The organism is Nodosilinea sp. LEGE 07088, assembly GCF_015207395.1.
GTDB lineage: Bacteria > Cyanobacteriota > Cyanobacteriia > Phormidesmidales > Phormidesmidaceae > Nodosilinea.
The window spans coordinates 1-16,407 of the sequence record NZ_JADEWX010000032.1 but is presented as its reverse complement, the minus strand read 5'-3'; the positions used below and the strand labels follow the sequence as shown (position 1 = coordinate 16,407).

Here is a 16,407-nt window from a genome sequence, read left to right as displayed (position 1 = left end):
CTACCATCGGTAATGAACTTAACCGCTGTGACCTGAGGCTTGAGTCATAGTGACGCCGAACGATGCCATTGGGGGAGCTCTACCCCTATAGCGTCAGACGCCAATCGGTGAGACTTTGTTCGGGCTGCAGCGGCCCGCTACAGTGGACAGGTAACGCTGTTGGGTGAGATATAGCTATGGTGTACGTGCTGTTGTTTAACGCTCGCACCGAGAATGAAGGTATTCATACCTTGAACATCGACGGGAAGGATCTAGTCTTGATGTTTGAGCATGAAGATGATGCCACTCGTTTTGCCCTTATGCTGGAGGCTCAAGACTTTCCGGAGGCCACCGTAGAGGCCATGGAGCAAGAGGATATTGAAGAATTTTGTGAATCTGCGGGCTATAGTTGTCGCCTAGTTGAAACAGGGTCGCTAGCCATGCCACCGGAGCAAAATCTGGAGCAAACAACCTGGAACCCCGACCAGCCTGAAGAGGCAGCGCCATCTTCGACGACCAATGGCCCTTCCCAAACCGAGCTTGACCGCCTCCGCCAGCAGCTTGAAAAATTGCTGTAATGCTAATCAATCCCCATGACCACACTCATTGACCGTGCCCGCCAAGGCGATGCCCAGGCCATTGCGCATTTGCTGACGCAATCTATGGCTCGGCAGGGTATTGTGGCTCGGGGGTATTGGCTGGGGGTTCAGCTTTGTCTAGAGCTGGAAGCGCCGACACCCATCTCCCAGGCGCTAGTGGTGCCCCGGATTCAGAGGGGGTTAGAGCGCCTGAACCTAACCTGCCCCCTAGAGACAGTTTGGGTTAGCGGGTGGCAGGTGGGTGCGGCCACGGCTGAGTGGCAAACTGGCTTTGCGCTAGGGGCAACAGGGCCATCGGCGGTGGCTTCGTCTGCAGTTCTGGCGTCACCATCGCCATCAACCAGTGGCGATGGTACCAGGATTCCGCCCCCGACTGGGACTGCAAGCAGCACCGACCCTCAATCCGATCGATCTGCGATCGCGTCACCTGCACCCGATCGACTAGACCCAGAGGCCGATAGCATAGCGTTGTCAGATACCACTCTGATGGCATTAGTTCACTTGGCTCCGCTGGTCAGCTACCTGGTGATCGGCGGACAGTGGCTGAGCGGATGGCCTTTGTTTTGGGGAGGCTCTTTTTTGCTACCCTGGCGCGTGGTAGCCCCGCTGGTGCTGCTGCTGGTCAAGGGGGGAGCACCCGACGCGATATCTAGGTCTGCCGATGTGCAGCGCCAGGCCAAAGCTGCCCTGAACTTTCAGCTCACTATGGTGATCGCCTGGGTGGTTACGATCGCGCTGATGTTTATTTTGGTGGGCTTTTTACTGGTGATCCCGCTGGCTCTGGTTGAAATGGTGAGCTGCATTATCGCCGCAGTCCAGGTTTCTGAGGGGCGGTCGGCACGCTACCTAGGAACCATTCGGTTTGTGCGCTAGGCGCGCCATCCTCTACATTAGCGGCAGTGTTTATTGTCTCTGCCCGTGACCGCATCCCAACCCACCGATCGGGGCCACCTGCTGACTGAACAGGCTAACCCTCGCAGTACTCAGCTCGACCAGCTCAGTAGCTTAGACCTGGTCGAACTGTTTAACCATGAAGATCAGCGCACCCTGACTGCGATCGCTGACTCTAAAGGCCCCTTGGCCGCCGCCATCGACGCCACAACCGAGGCCCTGCGACAGGGCGGGCGACTGTTTTACGTAGGGGCAGGCACTAGCGGGCGGCTGGGGGTGCTCGATGCCGCCGAATGCCCGCCCACCTTCTGTACCCCCCCGGAGTTGGTGCAGGGATTGCTCGCTGGCGGCGTCGGCGCCCTGGTGAAAAGTTCAGAAGGGCTAGAGGATATTGCCGCAGATGGCGCAGCGACGATCGCCGAGCGAGCCGTATCGGCTCAAGATGTGGTCGTAGGGATTACCGCCGGAGGCACTACGCCCTACGTGCGCGGTGCACTCACTGAGGCCCAACAGCGGGGAGCCACCACCATCTTTATGGCTTGTGTACCCGCCGACCAGGCCCCCATTGAGGTCGATATCGATATTCGTCTACTGGTAGGGCCAGAGCTGCTAGCGGGGTCAACCCGGCTTAAGGCGGGTACCGTGACCAAGATGGCGCTCAACATCCTCTCGACCGGCGTTATGGTGCGGCTGGGCAAAGTCTACGGCAACCGCATGGTAGATGTGGCGGTAACCAATACCAAACTGCGCGATCGCGCCCTGCGCATTCTCTGCGACCTTACCGATCTCGATCGCGACGCCGCTGGCACTCTGCTCGACCGCAGTCATCAGCAGGTCAAGCTGGCTCTGATGATGCACCTGGGCGATCTAGACGCGGAGACTGCCGCCATAAATCTTGCCCAGCACCAGGGACAGCTGAGGCAGGCACTAGAAGGAGCTAACAGAAGTGATTAGCTGGATTAAGGATCGCCTAGTAAGAAAGTTCTGGGGAAGGATCCATCCAAGCGCGATCTAGACTGGCACCGCCAAGCCTAGCAGTGGCGAGGCTGACTCCACGTAAATTTGCCCCGGTCAAGTTTGCCCCGCGCAGATCAGCGTCAGCCAAATCAGCGTTGCGTAGGTCGGCATAGCTCAAATTGGCGTTGCGTAGATCAGATCGACACAACCCGGCACCGGTCAGACTGGCCAAGCGCAGGTCGCTAGAGCTCAGATTGGCCTGGTTTAAGTTAGCGCCGCTCAGTTGAGCACGAATCAGGATCGAGCGAGTCAGGTTAGCAGCCTGCAAATCAGCCATTTCAAGACTAGCTCGCCAAAGATTACAGCCGCCCAGGTTAGCGCCTACCAGCACCGCACCATCGAGGTTAGCCGACACTAAATTGGCCTGAGCAAGGTCAATGCCAGGCAGCTCCAGGCCAGGCATCCAGGCCTCATGAAAGTCAAGGTGGCTAAAGTCACGCCGCCCAGCGGCATAGAGATCAAGCACCTGGGCCATCGTGATGGACTGCATATCTATAGGACTTGCTGTATCCATGAAAATCTCCCTGCCCTGCTCTAATCCCCTCTCCCGAGTTCCAGGCGATCGCGACCAACCGATCACTACGCATTCGCTGCTCTATCCAAGCCCACCTATCTGTTAAGTAATGTAACAATCTCTCATGGTGTTTGCAAGGGGCGTCAGTAGTGTGGTTACAGCTCAGGTGTCAGCCATCAAAGCTTTGTCGCTCAACTTAACTCAGTGCGGGGAGTGCATGGCGATGCTATTGACCGCCAGCATTGACAACCCCAGCCCCTGACGATGGGGTTCGGAGCGCGATAATATTTCGGCTATTTGACCTTCGGGCTTTCGACAGCAACCGCCGCATTGGGCTGACTAAACAGGCCAAACAGCGGCCCGAGCAGTGCGCCGATCGCAAAACCACCGGCATGCGCCCAGTAGGCAATACCACCGCTTTCCATGCCGATCATGGTTGGGGTGCCGAGGCTGGCCAAGCCGTAAAACGCCTGCTGCACAAACCAAATGCCCAAATAGAACAGCGCTGGAATGCGGAGCGGTAGTGGGAATGGCCCTAGGGGCACCAGAGTGAGAATGCGCACCTCTGGAAAGCGGAAAATATAGGCCCCCATCACCCCTGCGATCGCGCCACTAGCGCCCAGAGATGGAATCTCAGAACCCATGGCAAAAAACCACTGAGCTAAGTTAGCCAACACCCCGCAGAGCACATAAAACAGCAAAAACCGCACGTGACCCATCTGGTCTTCGACGTTATTGCCAAAGATCCACAGATAGAGCATGTTGCCAGCAACGTGCAAAAAGCCGCCGTGGAGAAACTGGCTCGTCACCAACGTCAGCCACTCTTCAGCATTGAGGGCCGAAACTCCCGTGGTTAGGCTGATAGAAAACTCTTCGGGCACCACCGCCCAGGCATGGAAAAAGCTCGTCAGCCCGTAGGAGGGCAGGCTGAGTTCGTAGATGAAAATTGCTACATTGAGCACAATCAGCCCATAGGTGACGTAGGGCGTGCGCAGTCCTGGGTTGTAATCTTTAAGGGGTACCACCGATTTCCTCACTGCGACTGGGCACAGTTTTACTATCGCAGAGTGGCTGAAAAATGCAAATCTTCTACGAGGTAGATACCAAAAAGGCAGATGGGTAAAGCCATCTGCCCGGAGAGATCAATACAGCGTTCATTGTGCTTGCGAGACGGCGTTGACTGAGTTAAACTCGCGGAGCAAAGAAAGCTTAGAAATAGTGAATCAGACTGGTTAGCTGACCTGGGAGCCCATCGATCGACGCTTAGCAACCATGGCACCGCCTACAACCAAAAGGCTTAAGGCCATAGCGGGTTCCGGTACAGATTCGACGTCGTTAAAGCCCTTAGTGCCAGCTTTGAAGGTGTGGTTGTCGGTTTCGAAGCCGCCACCACCGGCCTGTGATATCAAAATTCGATTGAAAATATCATCGCTAGAGTCAGCGAAGAAATTGAAGTAAGCATTGTATTGGTTTCCATTGCCCTTTGTCCCGTAGGTCTGTAGAGCAGAGGCAACGTTAGTTGTCTTTGTATCGGCGGCAAAGGTACGGTTATCGCCATAGTAAACAAACTTCTGCACTAGGGCATCGCCGTTGTAAAACGAAAACTCATTACCGTCATGGGCAGAGCCCCAGTTAATGCCGAAGTAGTTATGGGTTGTATCTAAATTAATCTGAACATCAGTGCCAGAAAAAGCCGTCAGGTACTTGGATTTATTGTCTCTTGGGGATGCGAAGGTGGGGGCCCATTGATCTGAAGTGATGCGAGCGTTTTTAGTCGTATTGCCAATATAAGAATAAGTGATGCCGGCATCGGCAACGAGCTGATTCTGATTGTCAACGACGGCAAAACTGCCATCGTTAAACGCTACAGTATTAAACCCTTCAGTCTGAGCATAGATGGAATAAGCGCCTTGATTGGTTTCGCCGCCAAACCCGGCAATGCCTTTCATAGATGCTTGGGTAGCGGCATTGTCGCCTAGCGTAAACGAGATCGCTCGGGCGGGTTGAGCGATGCTAGCGAGTGCTACGGTGGTAGCTAAAATGCCAAGACTGTAGAGTCGATTCAGGCGCATGCAGGTATCTCCAGGTGAACTCGGTTACCTTTTGATTGTCCTTGGCCCAATAGCCATGTACCATCTGCGAATTCACGGAACCAGCCATCAAGTTTCTGTGAAGCCAATGCCTTCTGCCCGGTCTATGGACGCCCTTCAGGCAAAGGAATAAACTCAGTCTCTTCAGGCACAGCTGAGAATCGGCCCGCTTTCCAGTCTTGCTTGGCTTGGTTAATCCGCGCTTGGCGACTAGAAACAAAGTTCCACCATTTAATGCGTGGGCCTACGGGCTCGCCACCGATGATCATGCAACGCCCCGTCGCAGTGGCTCCTAACTCGGGGGTGCTACCGGGAGCCAATAGAACCATGCGGTGCTGGGGCAGGGGTTCGTTGTCAAGGGTTATCCCCTCAGTGACGCTATAGACCGCTCGCTCGCGGTAGTCAGTGGGAATAACCACCCGGCTGCCCGGCGTACACTGCACATCTAAGTAGACCATGGGCGACAGGGTTTGTACCGGTGAAGAGTAACCATCGGCTGCTCCAGCGATCAGGGTAATGGTGGCCCCATCGGCCTGCCATCGGGGCAGGGTGCCCTCGGGGTGGTGCTTAAACCAGGGGGCTACCTCCTCTTGGTCGTCGGGCAAGGCTACCCAGGTTTGAATGCCGTGGAGCACCGCCTCGCGTTGACGGACGAACTCTGGCGTGCGCTCCGAATGGGTGATGCCCCGGCCTGCGGTCATCCAGTTTACGGCGCCAGGGTAAATATCTTGTACTACCCCGAGGCTGTCGCGGTGGCGTAAGACCCCCTCAAACAAATACGTCACGGTGGCCAGGTTAATATGGGGATGAGGCCGGACATCAACCCCCTGCCCTGGGGCAAATTGGGCTGGGCCGAGGTGGTCGAAAAAAATAAATGGCCCGACCATCATGCGATGCTCATGGGGCAGTAGACGCCGGGCCTGAAATCCTCCCAGGTCTTGAATGTGAGGTTTGAGCATGCGATCGATAGAATCTGGCATGGCACTACAAAGGCATGGCACTACAAATTAAAGCCAGGTAAGGCTAGGGACGTCGCCCCTACTATACGCTAGGTAAGCGTACGGGCTCAGACCTGAAGCTCCAAGCTCTATCGGGTGGCGCAATTTCTTACACTAGCTATATGGCGAACCTTGCCTAAAGCAACTCGTGCTTGCTTGATCTTGCTTGACTGCCGTCGCCCTTCCTGATGTTATGACCAAACCCTTCACATGCCGCACTGGGCTGGCGACCTCAACGGTGTTAGGCGTGTTGTTGACCTGCTGTATTAGCCGTTCGGCGCCGACGGCTACCCCTAATGGTCTGCCCTCGGCTGCTGGAAGTACTACGTCTGGCGGTGCGATCGCACCGCCAGACCTTTGGTACCAGGCCGTTGCCGAAGCCAACCAGGCGGCTGGGTTAGCCACCACTGCCACCACTGCGGCTCAATGGCACCAGGTAGCCGCAGGCTGGGGACGCTCGATCGCACTCCTGCATGCAATGGCCCTTGACGACCCTCGCCAGCCCGTTGCCCAGCGCAAGGCCGACGAATATCGACAAAACCTGTACCTGGCTCAGCGCAAAGCTGACCAACAGGGCTTGCCCAGAGCCTTGCCCACCCTAGGTAGCGACGTGCTAGACGAGCAGGTTAGTCTCTACCGCGCCTACGTGGCAGCCCTAGGGCCACCTGACGTGCTGATTATCGGCAGCTCGCGATCGCTCCAGGGCATCGACCCCCAGGTGCTACAGCAGGCCCTCGCTTTAGAGGGCTACCCTGGTTTGCGGGTTTATAACTTTAGCGTCAATGGGGCAACGGCCCAGGTAGTGAGCTTTATTACCCGACAGTTGTTGGCCCCCGACCTGCATCCCCGATTGATCATTTGGGCCGAAGGCTCCCGCGCCTTTAACAGCGGCCGGTTTGACCGCACCTTTGCCGAGATTCTGGCCTCGCCAGGTTACGCTGCCGTGCGAGATGGGGCTCGCCTAACGCTACAAGACTCAGGAGTACAGGCTGAAGCCACCGCCGATACTGCTGCGGCTGCCCCAGATACTGACTACGGCACGGTACCCCTGAGCCCCATTGACACCCAGGGATTTTTAGCCGTTGACGACCAGTTCAACCCGGCGGTGTACTACCGCAGCTTTCCTCGGGTCGCAGGGCTCTACGACAACGCCTACCGTCCCTTTCGCCTGGAGGGGGTGCAAACGGTTTCTTTGGCCGCCATCACCCAGTTTTTGCAAAGCCAGAATATTCCTTTGGTGTACGTCAACTTGCCCCTCAGCAACGACTACCTAGACCGAGTGCGGATGGGCTACGAACGCCAGTTTCAGCGATTCTTGCAGACCAGGGCAGACCAGGGCCAGCTCATTTTGCTAGACCTACTCGAAGACTGGCGCTGGAAATCGCACCTGTTTGCTGACCCTAGCCATATTAACCGCTATGGCGCCCGTGAAATGGCCCGCTTGATCGCGCTTGATGGCCGCATTCCCTGGCCTGAGTCTGATCTGCCTGACGGTGCTGAAGGGGACGGAGGGGAATAGGGGCTAGGGAGATCAGGAGATGGGGAGTGTAATAGCTGTACCTTCAATATCACTGCCCTGGTTGATGGCACCGGGCTATGCGGAGCAGCATGGCGTCGAGTCGGGCCAAATCGCCAAAGCCCGCTCCCTGGCCGGTTAAAAAGCCGCCCATCTGTAGAGAATATAACCCTGGCACCTGCCAATACCAGAGAGCGGGTAGGTGGCCCATGGGCGCATCTAGGTCAAACTCCAGCCAGTTGTAAAACTTGAGGAACCCGACCGGGCGCAGGGGCAGGGGCATGAGCCAGCCCACCTCTGAAAGAAATGGGTGGGGGGTCATCCAGTTGCGCAGGGATGGGTCAAACTCTGTGGTGGCCAAAATTTCGTCGTAGATCTGCAGCTGGACCGAGAAGCCAAAGTGTCCCCCACTGGCCTGCTGCCAGCGATCGTCGAGGGCGTGGAGCAACTGGCAGGGGAGAGCGGCTATGGTTTCAGGCGTTAGGAGCGATCGCCGATTAGCCCGTTGTTGCTGCGCCGGGGAATTCTGCAGCTGTGATTCTACGGCTTGCCGTAGCAGGGTTGCCGTCAGGCGATCGGCCGATATCCAGTCGTCGTCGTGGAGCAGCAGGCTGAGTTCGTCAAGGTCGGCGGCGAACTGGCTTTGGGGTTCGAGTTGGCTATGGAGCCTGTTAGCTAGCACTGGCTAACCCTCCCATCATCAGGGTTTGCGTTGGCGCCAGAACCGCCGCTGCTTCAAGGGGCATGGAGTGGTTGAGGTGTGCCATGACGACCTCAACCACCTCGATACTGGGGCTGTAGCGGGGGCTGAGGCTAGGGCAACCCCAGCGCCAGGTCGGTAGATGCCCCTGGGGGGCCTCAAGGCTAAAGGTAAGATCGCGGTAGGGCTTAAAGCCACGATAAAACCAGGTGGGTTCGTCGCGCCACCCGAGCACCTGCAAAAAGTCTAGCCACCGCTTTTGCTCGTCGGGCTGAATCTGCTGCTGACTGCGGTAAACCTGCTGCTGGGCTTTGAAGCCAAATTTGCCGTTGCTGTAGCGGCTCCAGAGACCATCGATAGTGGCCAAATCGATGGCGGGTAGCCGCGACACTGTGGCGGCTATAAGGGGCTGTTGACCTTGTTGGAGAGCGGCTAAAATGGCTATTTCTGTCTCTAAATCGGCTGCTTCCCAGGCCTGCTGGCGTAGGCAGTGACGCAGGCGATTGTAATCGACCCCGGCGGCGGAAGCGATGCTGCCGTAGAGCCCATCGCGCACCTCTGTCTCGATCGCGATCGCCTCGTCAACAGAAATATTCCGCAGGCGACGGGCCTGGTCTAAGCGGCCCTGGTCGTACTCGGAGGGATAGAGATCGTTGGCCATGACTTCGTGGCAGAGGGCCTGGTACTGATCGCGTTGTTCCTGGACCTGCTGGGCCTGTTCTTGCCGGGCCGCCTCGGCCTTGGCCTCAGCTGCCAACTGCTTACTCTCAAAGGTTTTGGCCGAGACTTGCTGGGCCTTTAGAGACATGTCATCTCGATAGCGTTGCTGATGCTTTTGGTAAATTGTCTCAGCTTCGGCCATAGGAACGCCAAGGTTCTCAGCCAGCTCTTGCAGCACTGGCCAATGATCATCGTCGGGATCTTTGAGCGCGAAGGGCGGGTCACTGACCATGGCCCACAACCGGCTAAACTCGGCCTGGGTGATTTCGTCAAAGTGACGACGTTTTTGGGCTTGGCTTGTAAACGGGCCAGTTGCTTTGGCATTCAGCACTTCGGCCTGCTCTACCGATAACCCTAGACGCTGACGCAGCAGATTGAGGTTATCGAGTTCGGTGGGCGATAGCTCACCTTGAGTACGGCTGTAGGTTTCGGCCTCTGCCAGGTAGTCGCGATTGGGAGCAAACAGTTCGCCACTCTGGGTGGCGGACATAAGACTCATTAGATCTTCGGCGCTATCAGTCTGAATCTTCAGGGTGATCGCTGCAATACGGATCTGGATGAAGGTCGTAGTCGGGTTGTAATAAAGGCGATCGCGCAGCCGCCGCAAAATTGAGCTCAGGCGGTCTGAATCAGCCTCGAACTGAACCCCAACCCGAATTTCGGCTATGTCTCTAATTTCTGTGACAGGCTCGTACCGAATCTGGCTCATCCCCTCAAGGTCGCGCAGATCTTCAATCAGATAGCGAACCTCGGTGACCACGTCATCGCTCTTGAACTGAGGGTCTACGATCGTGATACGAAATTTAACGCTTTCCGCCAAGCTAGCACCTCACAGACGACCCTAAATCTCCGATCGACTCGTTTGCCCCCTATAGTAAGCCAGATAGCATATACAGCTCATCTAAAACCGTTTTCTCCAGGGCATCGGTTTCCTGGGAGCTGAGGTGGTAAAAGTCTCGCCCCTGGATCAGACGACCCCGATTTAACTCTGAGGCAGAGAGCTGGGCCAGTATTTGTCGCCGAAAAGCGTCGGGCTCTGGCCCCCAGAGGCTGATTGGGTTCAGGGTTTCAACCACCAAGGCTTCAAAGCTCTGGCAGTAGTTAATCAATCGCTGCTGCTGCTGTTGTTGTCGCTGGTGCTCTGCTGCCACCTCGGCTTCGGCCTGCTGTCGGGCTCGCTCGGCCTCACTGCGCAGGGTATGCAGCCGCTCGGCCTTGAGAAACTCAGCATCGGCCTCAGGCAGGCTCATATTGGTGGCCTTGTCACGCATGACCTGCCAAAAATCTTCGTCCAGGGTCATTTCTTGCTTGCAGGCCAGCAGTTCTTTGCGAAAGTGTTGATACTTATCTGCTAGGGATTTAAACGGCCCCATGGCCCTGGCGTTGAGGTCATCGGCCTCGTCATGGGAAAGGCTCAACTGATGGCGCAACAGCAGCAAGTTGGCCTTAGCGGCTGGGGTCAATTCACCAAAGGTGTTGACATAGTCTTTGGCCTGGGTAAGGTAGACCTCCTCGGGGGGAAGCAGCGCTTCGCCCAGGGGTAAAATCTGCGCTAAAACTTTAGCCTGGTTAGTCTGGATGGTAATGGTATGGGCCGGTGAAAGCTGAAACTCAAATCTATTGTTTTGCTTAGTACGATCGAGCCAGTTTTCAAGGCATCTGATCACCACCCTAAATCGGTTGAGGGGGATATTAAACCTCAGCCCCACGTAGCGATTGGGCTGGGTGCTGTGGTCGGGGAGCGTACCGGAAGGGGGGCGCTGGGGCAGTAAATCAAAGTCAAAGGTGGTCTGCTCAAGGCCACTGAGTCTGATGACGCTGCCAGAGAGTACCTCAAACCCAGTATGGATAACGCCTGGGTCTAGTGTGCACTCTACGGACTTGATCGAAAGCTGAAAACTATAGTCTGAGTTAGACGTCTGAACCATTTTGGCTAAGAGCAATGACGCTGGCTAAGTATAGCGCTGAGCAGCAAGCTGAGGGCCCGGTTGCTCGATGCATCGCCATAACTGGGGCGGCTAGTACCGAAAGGCGGAAGGCAGAAGGCAGAAGGCAGAAGGCAGAACGGGAATTCCAGGTCTCATAAGGGTTTCCGCGTGAGTAAACAGCTGGGTCATTTCCGCCTCAGAGTACTCGCTGACTCACAACCAACCCAGATCCTCAGGCAAAATCTTAGCTTGAGTAGCAATTTTGATATGTCAGTGCCGACTTATTCAGAGCTCCATCTCGATAACCCTGATCTTTAATAGAGGCAACTTGGTTAGCTCAGGAATTCGGTATGCCGATCATCTTCCTTTCCTATCGTCGTCGCGATAGCCAAACGATTACCCGCAAGATCCATCAGCATTTAACAGATACCTATGGCCCAGACGCTATTTTCTTAGACGACAAAAGCATTCCTAAAGGAGAAGACGTTCGAGCATATATCCGAGACATGATCAGTCAGTGCGCCATTGTGCTACCAGTGATTGCCGGGGAATGGCTCAATAGTCTGACCACTTTATTGAACATCAGACTATTAAGGAGTGGGAAGATCGCCAGCGAACTGGATCTCAACAAACTACTACACAAGGTTGAGGGCTAACCTTAAAACAAAACCCCAGGGCTTTTATAGCCGTGGGGTTTGTATAGTGGAAAGGGTAGAACCTTAACTTTACTTAAAGCCGACCGAGGCTTGCCAGACGAAGGCCAGCAGCAGGAAGAACAGGGGAATAATGGGCAGCACGTCTACCAGGGGGTCGAACAGGGAATAGGCCTCGGGCAATTTGGCCAGTAGCATCATAGCTTCCATTGGTTAAATATCCTCTCATTACACAGCCGGGACAGACCAGCCTCAGACCTGAGCAGAGCCGTGCCAGGAGCGGGCAGGCTGAAATCTGAGATTTGGTAAATTTTCTTCGCATTTTATCACGCTGGGGGAGCGATCGCCGCAGCGCTAGGAGCTAACCACTGGGCAAATTCTGTCTGAAACTGGTCAGCCAAAATCGCCTCTCGAACCCGCTGGGTAAACCGCACCAGCTCGGTGATGTTGTGGATTGAGATCAGGGTAAAGGCCAGCATCTCCTTAGCGTGGATCAGGTGGCAGAGGTAGGCCCGGGTGAAGGTTTGGCAGGTGTAGCAGGGACAGGTGCCATCGATCGCAGTGTAGTCGCGGCGAAAGCGCTGGTTCTTGAGGTTCCAGCGTTCCCCGGCTACCAGGGCCGTGCCGTGGCGGGCCAACCGGGTGGGGATGACGCAGTCAAACAGATCGACCCCAGCGGCGATCGCCTGGGCCATTTCGCGGTAGGTGCCGACACCCATCAGGTAGCGGGGTTTGTGGTCGGGCAGACAGGGGGCGGTGGCCTTGACAATGGTCTCGATCAACTCCGGCGGCTCGCCGACGCTGACCCCGCCGATCGCATAGCCCGGCAGATCGAGGGTAGCCAGCTGCTGGGCCGCCTCAGTGCGCAGGTCGGGGTAGACGCCCCCCTGCACAATGCCAAACAACGCCTGGTCAGGCCGTTGGTGGGCGGTGGCACAGCGCTGGAGCCAGCGCCAGGTGCGATCGGTAGAGGCTTTGATGGCCTCGCGACTGCACGGGTAGGGGGGGCATTCGTCGAAGGCCATGATCACATCGGCCCCCAGGTCGTTTTGAATCTGAATCGAGGTTTCGGGACGGATATTGATGAGCCGACCATCCCGAGGGGATTTAAAGGTGACGCCGTCTTCGGTGATGGTGCGCATCTGGCTGAGGCTAAACACCTGGAAGCCGCCGGAGTCGGTGAGCATGGGGCCATCCCAACCCATGAAGCGGTGCAGGCCACCGGCCTCGGCCACGATGTCTTCGCCCGGTTGCAGGTGCAGGTGGTAGGTGTTGGAGAGCACCATCTGCGCCCCGGTGGTGGACAGCTGGGCCGGGGTAACGGTTTTGACGTTGGCCAGGGTGCCCACCGGCATAAACCGGGGGGTGTGGACGGGGCCGTGGGGGGTGATGAAGGTACCTGCCCGCGCCTGGGTGTGGCTACAGCGGGCGTCGCAACTAAAGGAAAAGGCCTGGGTCAAAATGGGTTGCTCCAGGGAGCGGATGTTGGGCAGGGCGGCATTTATCGTAGCACTAGGGGAGGCCCGCCAGGCTTTTGGCTAAGGGCAGAGGGGCCGGGCTTTGCTACGCTGGATTCAGTGTTTTTTGAGCAGCAGATGGTTACGGCTTTAGGTAAACGATCGCACAGGCTGGTAGCCCGCTTCAAAGCCCTGGCTGACCCACTGCGGCTGGAGGTAATTGAGCTGCTGCGATCGCAGGAGATGTGCGTGTGCGATTTGTGCGATCGCATGGATATTGCTCAGTCAAAACTCTCCTTTCACCTCAAAACCCTGCGCGAAGCCGGACTGATTACCGCCCGTCAGGAGGGTCGCTGGATTTATTACAGTCTCAACCCGGCGGAATTTGGCGAGCTCGATGCCTACCTCAGCACCCTGCACCACCTCAGTCCCTCGCGTCTGGCCTGCCCCTGCCCACCCGATTATCGGCCATAGAGACTGCGGTTTATCTGATATGTCCCTCAGTGGATGCGCGACTATGAAGAAAATTCTACTGACGGGAATGTCTGGAACAGGCAAATCGAGTGTCATTGAAGAACTCCGAAGGCAGGGATTTAGAGCGATCGACCTGGACGAACCAGGCTGGTCGGAACACGACAATGATGGCAACCAACAATGGTGCGAATCGCGCGTGCAAGAAGCATTAGATTCTGCTGGTGACGACACGCTCTTTCTCAGTGGATGTGCAGAGAACCAGGTGAAGTTCTATCCCCAACTCACTGACATCATCCTATTGAGAGCGCCAGCCGAGATTCTTATAGACCGCTTGAGCACCAGAACTAACAACCCCTATGGGAAGCGATCGGAGGAACTCGAAGAAGTTCTCTACTATCTTGAAACGGTGGAGCCGCTGCTACGACGTGGGGCTACATGCGAGATCGAGACGACTATATCTCTTAACCAGGTTGTCGAGAAGGTACTAGCTTGTGTACGCCCAACCAGCCCACTGCACCGGAACGAATACACCAGAACGAATACAAACGAATACAGTTGATCGGTGAGATGCAAATAATCGGTGAGATGCAAATAATCGGTGAGATGCAAATAATCGGTGAGATGCAAATAATCGGTGAGATGCAAATAATCGGTGAGATGCAAATGATCGGTGAGATGCAAAGGTCATTTACGTCCAGTGAGTGGGAACGTCAGCCGCAGCAATAGCAAAGCTAGCGTTTGGTTTAAGTTCAGCAAATGATGACAATAGTCGGCAACCCTCGGCGATCGGGCGCGATCGCCTCAACCTGGGCAAACGGATCTTGCCAATACCCCTTAGAATGATTTGGATTTTCCGTAAGCACCTCTGCCGCCTATGCCTCGCCGTGATGACATCCGCAAGATTCTGCTGATCGGCTCTGGCCCGATCGTCATTGGCCAAGCCTGCGAGTTCGACTACTCTGGCACCCAGGCGTGCAAAGCGTTGCGGGAAGAGGGTTATGAGGTGGTGCTGATCAACTCCAACCCGGCCACCATCATGACCGACCCGGAGACTGCCAACCGCACCTACATTGAGCCGCTGACTCCCGAGATGGTAGAGCGGGTGATCGAGCGGGAGCAGCCCGATGTGATGCTGCCCACCATGGGCGGGCAGACGGCGCTGAACCTGGCGGTAGCGCTGTCGAAAAATGGAGCCCTAGAGCGCCACGGGGTCGAGCTGATTGGGGCCAAGCTCGAGGCCATTGAGATGGCAGAAGACCGCAAGTTGTTTAAAGAGGCTATGGCCCGGATTGAGGTGCCGGTGTGCCCGTCGGGGCTGGCTGAAACCATGGATGAGGCGAAGCAGATCGCCCAGCAGATCGGTAGCTTTCCGCTGATTATTCGCCCGGCTTACACCATGGGCGGCACTGGCGGCGGCATTGCCTACAACCAGGAGGAGTTTGAAACCATCTCGCGATCGGGCCTCGATGCCAGCCCGGTGTCACAGATCTTGATCGAGCAATCGCTGCTGGGCTGGAAAGAGTACGAGCTGGAGGTGATGCGCGATCTGGCCGATAACGTAGTGATTATCTGCTCAATCGAAAACTTGGACCCCATGGGGGTTCACACGGGCGATTCGATTACCGTAGCCCCGGCCCAGACCCTGACCGATAAAGAGTATCAGCGTCTGCGCGATGCTTCGGTCAAGATTATTCGCGAGATTGGTGTGGAGACGGGCGGTTCTAACATTCAGTTTGCGGTCAACCCCGACAACGGCGACTACATCGTCATTGAGATGAACCCTCGGGTGTCGCGCAGCTCGGCCTTGGCTTCAAAGGCCACGGGCTTCCCGATCGCCAAGTTTGCCGCCAAGCTGGCGGTGGGCTACACCCTCAACGAAATTTCCAACGACATCACTAAGAAAACTCCGGCCAGTTTTGAACCCACCATTGACTATGTGGTGACAAAAATTCCTCGCTTTGCCTTTGAGAAATTTCCCGGCACCTCCTCCACCCTGACCACCCAGATGAAGTCGGTGGGTGAGGCGATGGCGATTGGCCGCACCTTTCAGGAGTCGTTTCAAAAGGCGCTGCGATCGCTCGAAATTGGCCGGGCGGGCTGGGGCTGCGATCGCGCCGAGAAGCTACCCAGCCTCAACGAAATTCGCCCCAAGCTGCGCACCCCCAACCCCGATCGTATCTTTGAGCTGCGCCACGCTATGCAGCTGGGGCTCACTGTAGACGACATCTACCAGCTCACCGCCATCGACCCCTGGTTTCTCAACCAACTCTCAGGGCTACTGAAGACCGAAAAATTCCTCAAGCGCACCAATCTGACTGACCTCACCTACGACCAGATGCGGGCGGTCAAGCGTCAGGGCTTTAGCGATCGCCAGATTGCCTACGCCACCAGCACCACCGAAGACACCGTGCGCCAGTACCGCAAAGGCCTGGGCGTGATCCCGGTGTACAAGACTGTAGATACCTGCGCCGCCGAGTTTGAGGCCTTTACCCCCTACTACTACTCCACCTACGAAGACGAAACCGAGGTGCTGCCCAGCGATCGCCCCAAGGTGATGATTTTGGGCGGCGGCCCTAACCGCATTGGCCAGGGCATTGAGTTTGACTACTGCTGCTGCCACGCCTCCTTTGCCCTGCGAGACGATGGCTTTGAGACCATCATGGTCAACTCCAACCCCGAGACGGTCTCCACCGACTACGACACCAGCGATCGCCTCTACTTTGAGCCCCTGACCAAAGAAGACGTACTCAACATCATCGAGGCCGAAAACCCCGTCGGCATCATCATTCAGTTTGGCGGCCAAACTCCGCTGAAGCTGGCCGTACCGCTCCAGCAATACCTCTTCTCCCTGCCCCCCGCCGACCCATCCAC

Annotated in this window: 17 protein-coding genes; 8 read left to right on the top strand and 9 right to left on the bottom strand. The window is 56.4% G+C overall.

Annotated elements, in window-relative coordinates; genetic code table 11:
* Positions 1–176: 176 nt before the first annotated feature.
* Genes IQ254_RS10260 through murQ form a run of 3 tightly spaced genes read left to right on the top strand, consistent with a single transcriptional unit; the run spans position 177 to position 2,423 of the window.
* The gene (locus IQ254_RS10260) at positions 177–557 is read left to right on the top strand and encodes a DUF3110 domain-containing protein (RefSeq protein WP_193966085.1); all 381 of its coding nucleotides are present in this window, start codon (positions 177–179) and stop codon (positions 555–557) included.
* 15 nt (positions 558–572) lie between these two features.
* The gene (locus tag IQ254_RS10255) at positions 573–1,451 is read left to right on the top strand and encodes a DUF4870 domain-containing protein (RefSeq protein ID WP_193966084.1); all 879 of its coding nucleotides are present in this window, start codon (positions 573–575) and stop codon (positions 1,449–1,451) included.
* 45 nt (positions 1,452–1,496) lie between these two features.
* Positions 1,497–2,423, top strand: coding sequence for an N-acetylmuramic acid 6-phosphate etherase (murQ, locus tag IQ254_RS10250; RefSeq protein ID WP_193966083.1), 927 nt, complete (start codon positions 1,497–1,499; stop codon positions 2,421–2,423).
* Positions 2,424–2,439: 16 nt separating this feature from the next.
* Here murQ and IQ254_RS10245 read toward each other — a convergent pair whose 3' ends face one another.
* The 4 genes from IQ254_RS10245 to IQ254_RS10230 form a co-directional block, all read right to left on the bottom strand.
* The gene (locus IQ254_RS10245; protein WP_193966082.1) at positions 2,440–3,000 is read right to left on the bottom strand and encodes a pentapeptide repeat-containing protein; all 561 of its coding nucleotides are present in this window, start codon (positions 2,998–3,000) and stop codon (positions 2,440–2,442) included.
* Positions 3,001–3,293: 293 nt separating this feature from the next.
* Positions 3,294–4,025: a rhomboid family intramembrane serine protease gene (locus IQ254_RS10240; RefSeq protein WP_193966081.1), complete on the bottom strand. Its 732-nt coding sequence runs from the start codon at positions 4,023–4,025 to the stop codon at positions 3,294–3,296.
* 207 nt (positions 4,026–4,232) lie between these two features.
* Complete coding sequence (locus tag IQ254_RS10235; RefSeq protein ID WP_193966080.1) at positions 4,233–5,072, bottom strand: PEP-CTERM sorting domain-containing protein; 840 nt, start codon at positions 5,070–5,072, stop codon at positions 4,233–4,235.
* Positions 5,073–5,194: 122 nt separating this feature from the next.
* Positions 5,195–6,070: a pirin family protein gene (locus tag IQ254_RS10230; RefSeq protein WP_193966079.1), complete on the bottom strand. Its 876-nt coding sequence runs from the start codon at positions 6,068–6,070 to the stop codon at positions 5,195–5,197.
* Between the two features lie 211 nt (positions 6,071–6,281).
* Here IQ254_RS10230 and IQ254_RS10225 point away from each other — a divergent pair, with 211 nt between their 5' ends.
* Positions 6,282–7,607, top strand: a complete 1,326-nt coding sequence (locus tag IQ254_RS10225) for a hypothetical protein (protein ID WP_193966078.1) — start codon at positions 6,282–6,284, stop codon at positions 7,605–7,607.
* Between the two features lie 49 nt (positions 7,608–7,656).
* Here the strand turns inward: IQ254_RS10225 and IQ254_RS10220 are convergent, their stop codons facing one another.
* Genes IQ254_RS10220 through IQ254_RS10210 form a run of 3 tightly spaced genes read right to left on the bottom strand, consistent with a single transcriptional unit; the run spans position 7,657 to position 10,952 of the window.
* Positions 7,657–8,286, bottom strand: coding sequence for a GUN4 domain-containing protein (locus IQ254_RS10220; RefSeq protein WP_193966077.1), 630 nt, complete (start codon positions 8,284–8,286; stop codon positions 7,657–7,659).
* Positions 8,276–9,844 carry a GUN4 domain-containing protein gene (locus IQ254_RS10215; RefSeq protein ID WP_193966076.1) on the bottom strand — a complete coding sequence of 523 codons (1,569 nt, stop codon included), beginning with the start codon at positions 9,842–9,844 and terminating at the stop codon, positions 8,276–8,278. Before IQ254_RS10215 ends, IQ254_RS10220 begins: the two co-directional genes overlap by 11 nt.
* A 49-nt stretch (positions 9,845–9,893) precedes the next feature.
* Positions 9,894–10,952 (bottom strand): hypothetical protein, encoded by a 1,059-nt coding sequence (locus IQ254_RS10210; RefSeq protein ID WP_193966075.1) that lies wholly within the window; start codon positions 10,950–10,952, stop codon positions 9,894–9,896.
* 350 nt (positions 10,953–11,302) lie between these two features.
* Between IQ254_RS10210 and IQ254_RS10205 the strand changes: the two genes are divergently transcribed.
* A complete protein-coding gene (locus IQ254_RS10205; RefSeq protein ID WP_193966074.1) occupies positions 11,303–11,608 on the top strand; it encodes a TIR domain-containing protein in 306 nt (101 codons plus the stop codon).
* A gap of 69 nt (positions 11,609–11,677) precedes the next feature.
* On the opposite strand, the gene IQ254_RS10200 is transcribed toward IQ254_RS10205, so the two are convergent.
* Complete coding sequence (locus IQ254_RS10200) at positions 11,678–11,815, bottom strand: photosystem II reaction center protein K (RefSeq protein ID WP_193966073.1); 138 nt, start codon at positions 11,813–11,815, stop codon at positions 11,678–11,680.
* 116 nt (positions 11,816–11,931) lie between these two features.
* Positions 11,932–13,065, bottom strand: coding sequence for a tRNA guanosine(34) transglycosylase Tgt (tgt, locus tag IQ254_RS10195; protein WP_193966072.1), 1,134 nt, complete (start codon positions 13,063–13,065; stop codon positions 11,932–11,934).
* 135 nt (positions 13,066–13,200) lie between these two features.
* Between tgt and IQ254_RS10190 the strand changes: the two genes are divergently transcribed.
* The 3 genes from IQ254_RS10190 to carB form a co-directional block, all read left to right on the top strand.
* Positions 13,201–13,536, top strand: coding sequence for a helix-turn-helix transcriptional regulator (locus tag IQ254_RS10190; protein ID WP_193966071.1), 336 nt, complete (start codon positions 13,201–13,203; stop codon positions 13,534–13,536).
* A gap of 43 nt (positions 13,537–13,579) precedes the next feature.
* Positions 13,580–14,095: an AAA family ATPase gene (locus IQ254_RS10185; RefSeq protein WP_193966070.1), complete on the top strand. Its 516-nt coding sequence runs from the start codon at positions 13,580–13,582 to the stop codon at positions 14,093–14,095.
* Between the two features lie 315 nt (positions 14,096–14,410).
* On the top strand, positions 14,411–16,407 hold a 1,997-nt coding region (gene carB / locus IQ254_RS10180; RefSeq protein ID WP_193966069.1), incomplete at its 3' end, for a carbamoyl-phosphate synthase large subunit.

Bases quoted from the DNA above. Each gene is read 5' to 3' on its own strand.
- IQ254_RS10260 (WP_193966085.1), top strand. From the start codon at position 177: ATGGTGTACGTGCTGTTGTTTAACGCTCGCACCGAGAATGAAGGTATT.
- IQ254_RS10255 (WP_193966084.1), top strand. From the start codon at position 573: ATGACCACACTCATTGACCGTGCCCGCCAAGGCGATGCCCAGGCCATT.
- IQ254_RS10245 (WP_193966082.1), bottom strand. From the start codon at position 3,000: ATGGATACAGCAAGTCCTATAGATATGCAGTCCATCACGATGGCCCAG.
- IQ254_RS10235 (WP_193966080.1), bottom strand. From the start codon at position 5,072: ATGCGCCTGAATCGACTCTACAGTCTTGGCATTTTAGCTACCACCGTA.
- IQ254_RS10230 (WP_193966079.1), bottom strand. From the start codon at position 6,070: ATGCCAGATTCTATCGATCGCATGCTCAAACCTCACATTCAAGACCTG.
- IQ254_RS10225 (WP_193966078.1), top strand. From the start codon at position 6,282: ATGACCAAACCCTTCACATGCCGCACTGGGCTGGCGACCTCAACGGTG.
- IQ254_RS10210 (WP_193966075.1), bottom strand. From the start codon at position 10,952: ATGGTTCAGACGTCTAACTCAGACTATAGTTTTCAGCTTTCGATCAAG.
- IQ254_RS10205 (WP_193966074.1), top strand. From the start codon at position 11,303: ATGCCGATCATCTTCCTTTCCTATCGTCGTCGCGATAGCCAAACGATT.
- IQ254_RS10200 (WP_193966073.1), bottom strand. From the start codon at position 11,815: ATGGAAGCTATGATGCTACTGGCCAAATTGCCCGAGGCCTATTCCCTG.
- IQ254_RS10190 (WP_193966071.1), top strand. From the start codon at position 13,201: ATGGTTACGGCTTTAGGTAAACGATCGCACAGGCTGGTAGCCCGCTTC.
- IQ254_RS10185 (WP_193966070.1), top strand. From the start codon at position 13,580: ATGAAGAAAATTCTACTGACGGGAATGTCTGGAACAGGCAAATCGAGT.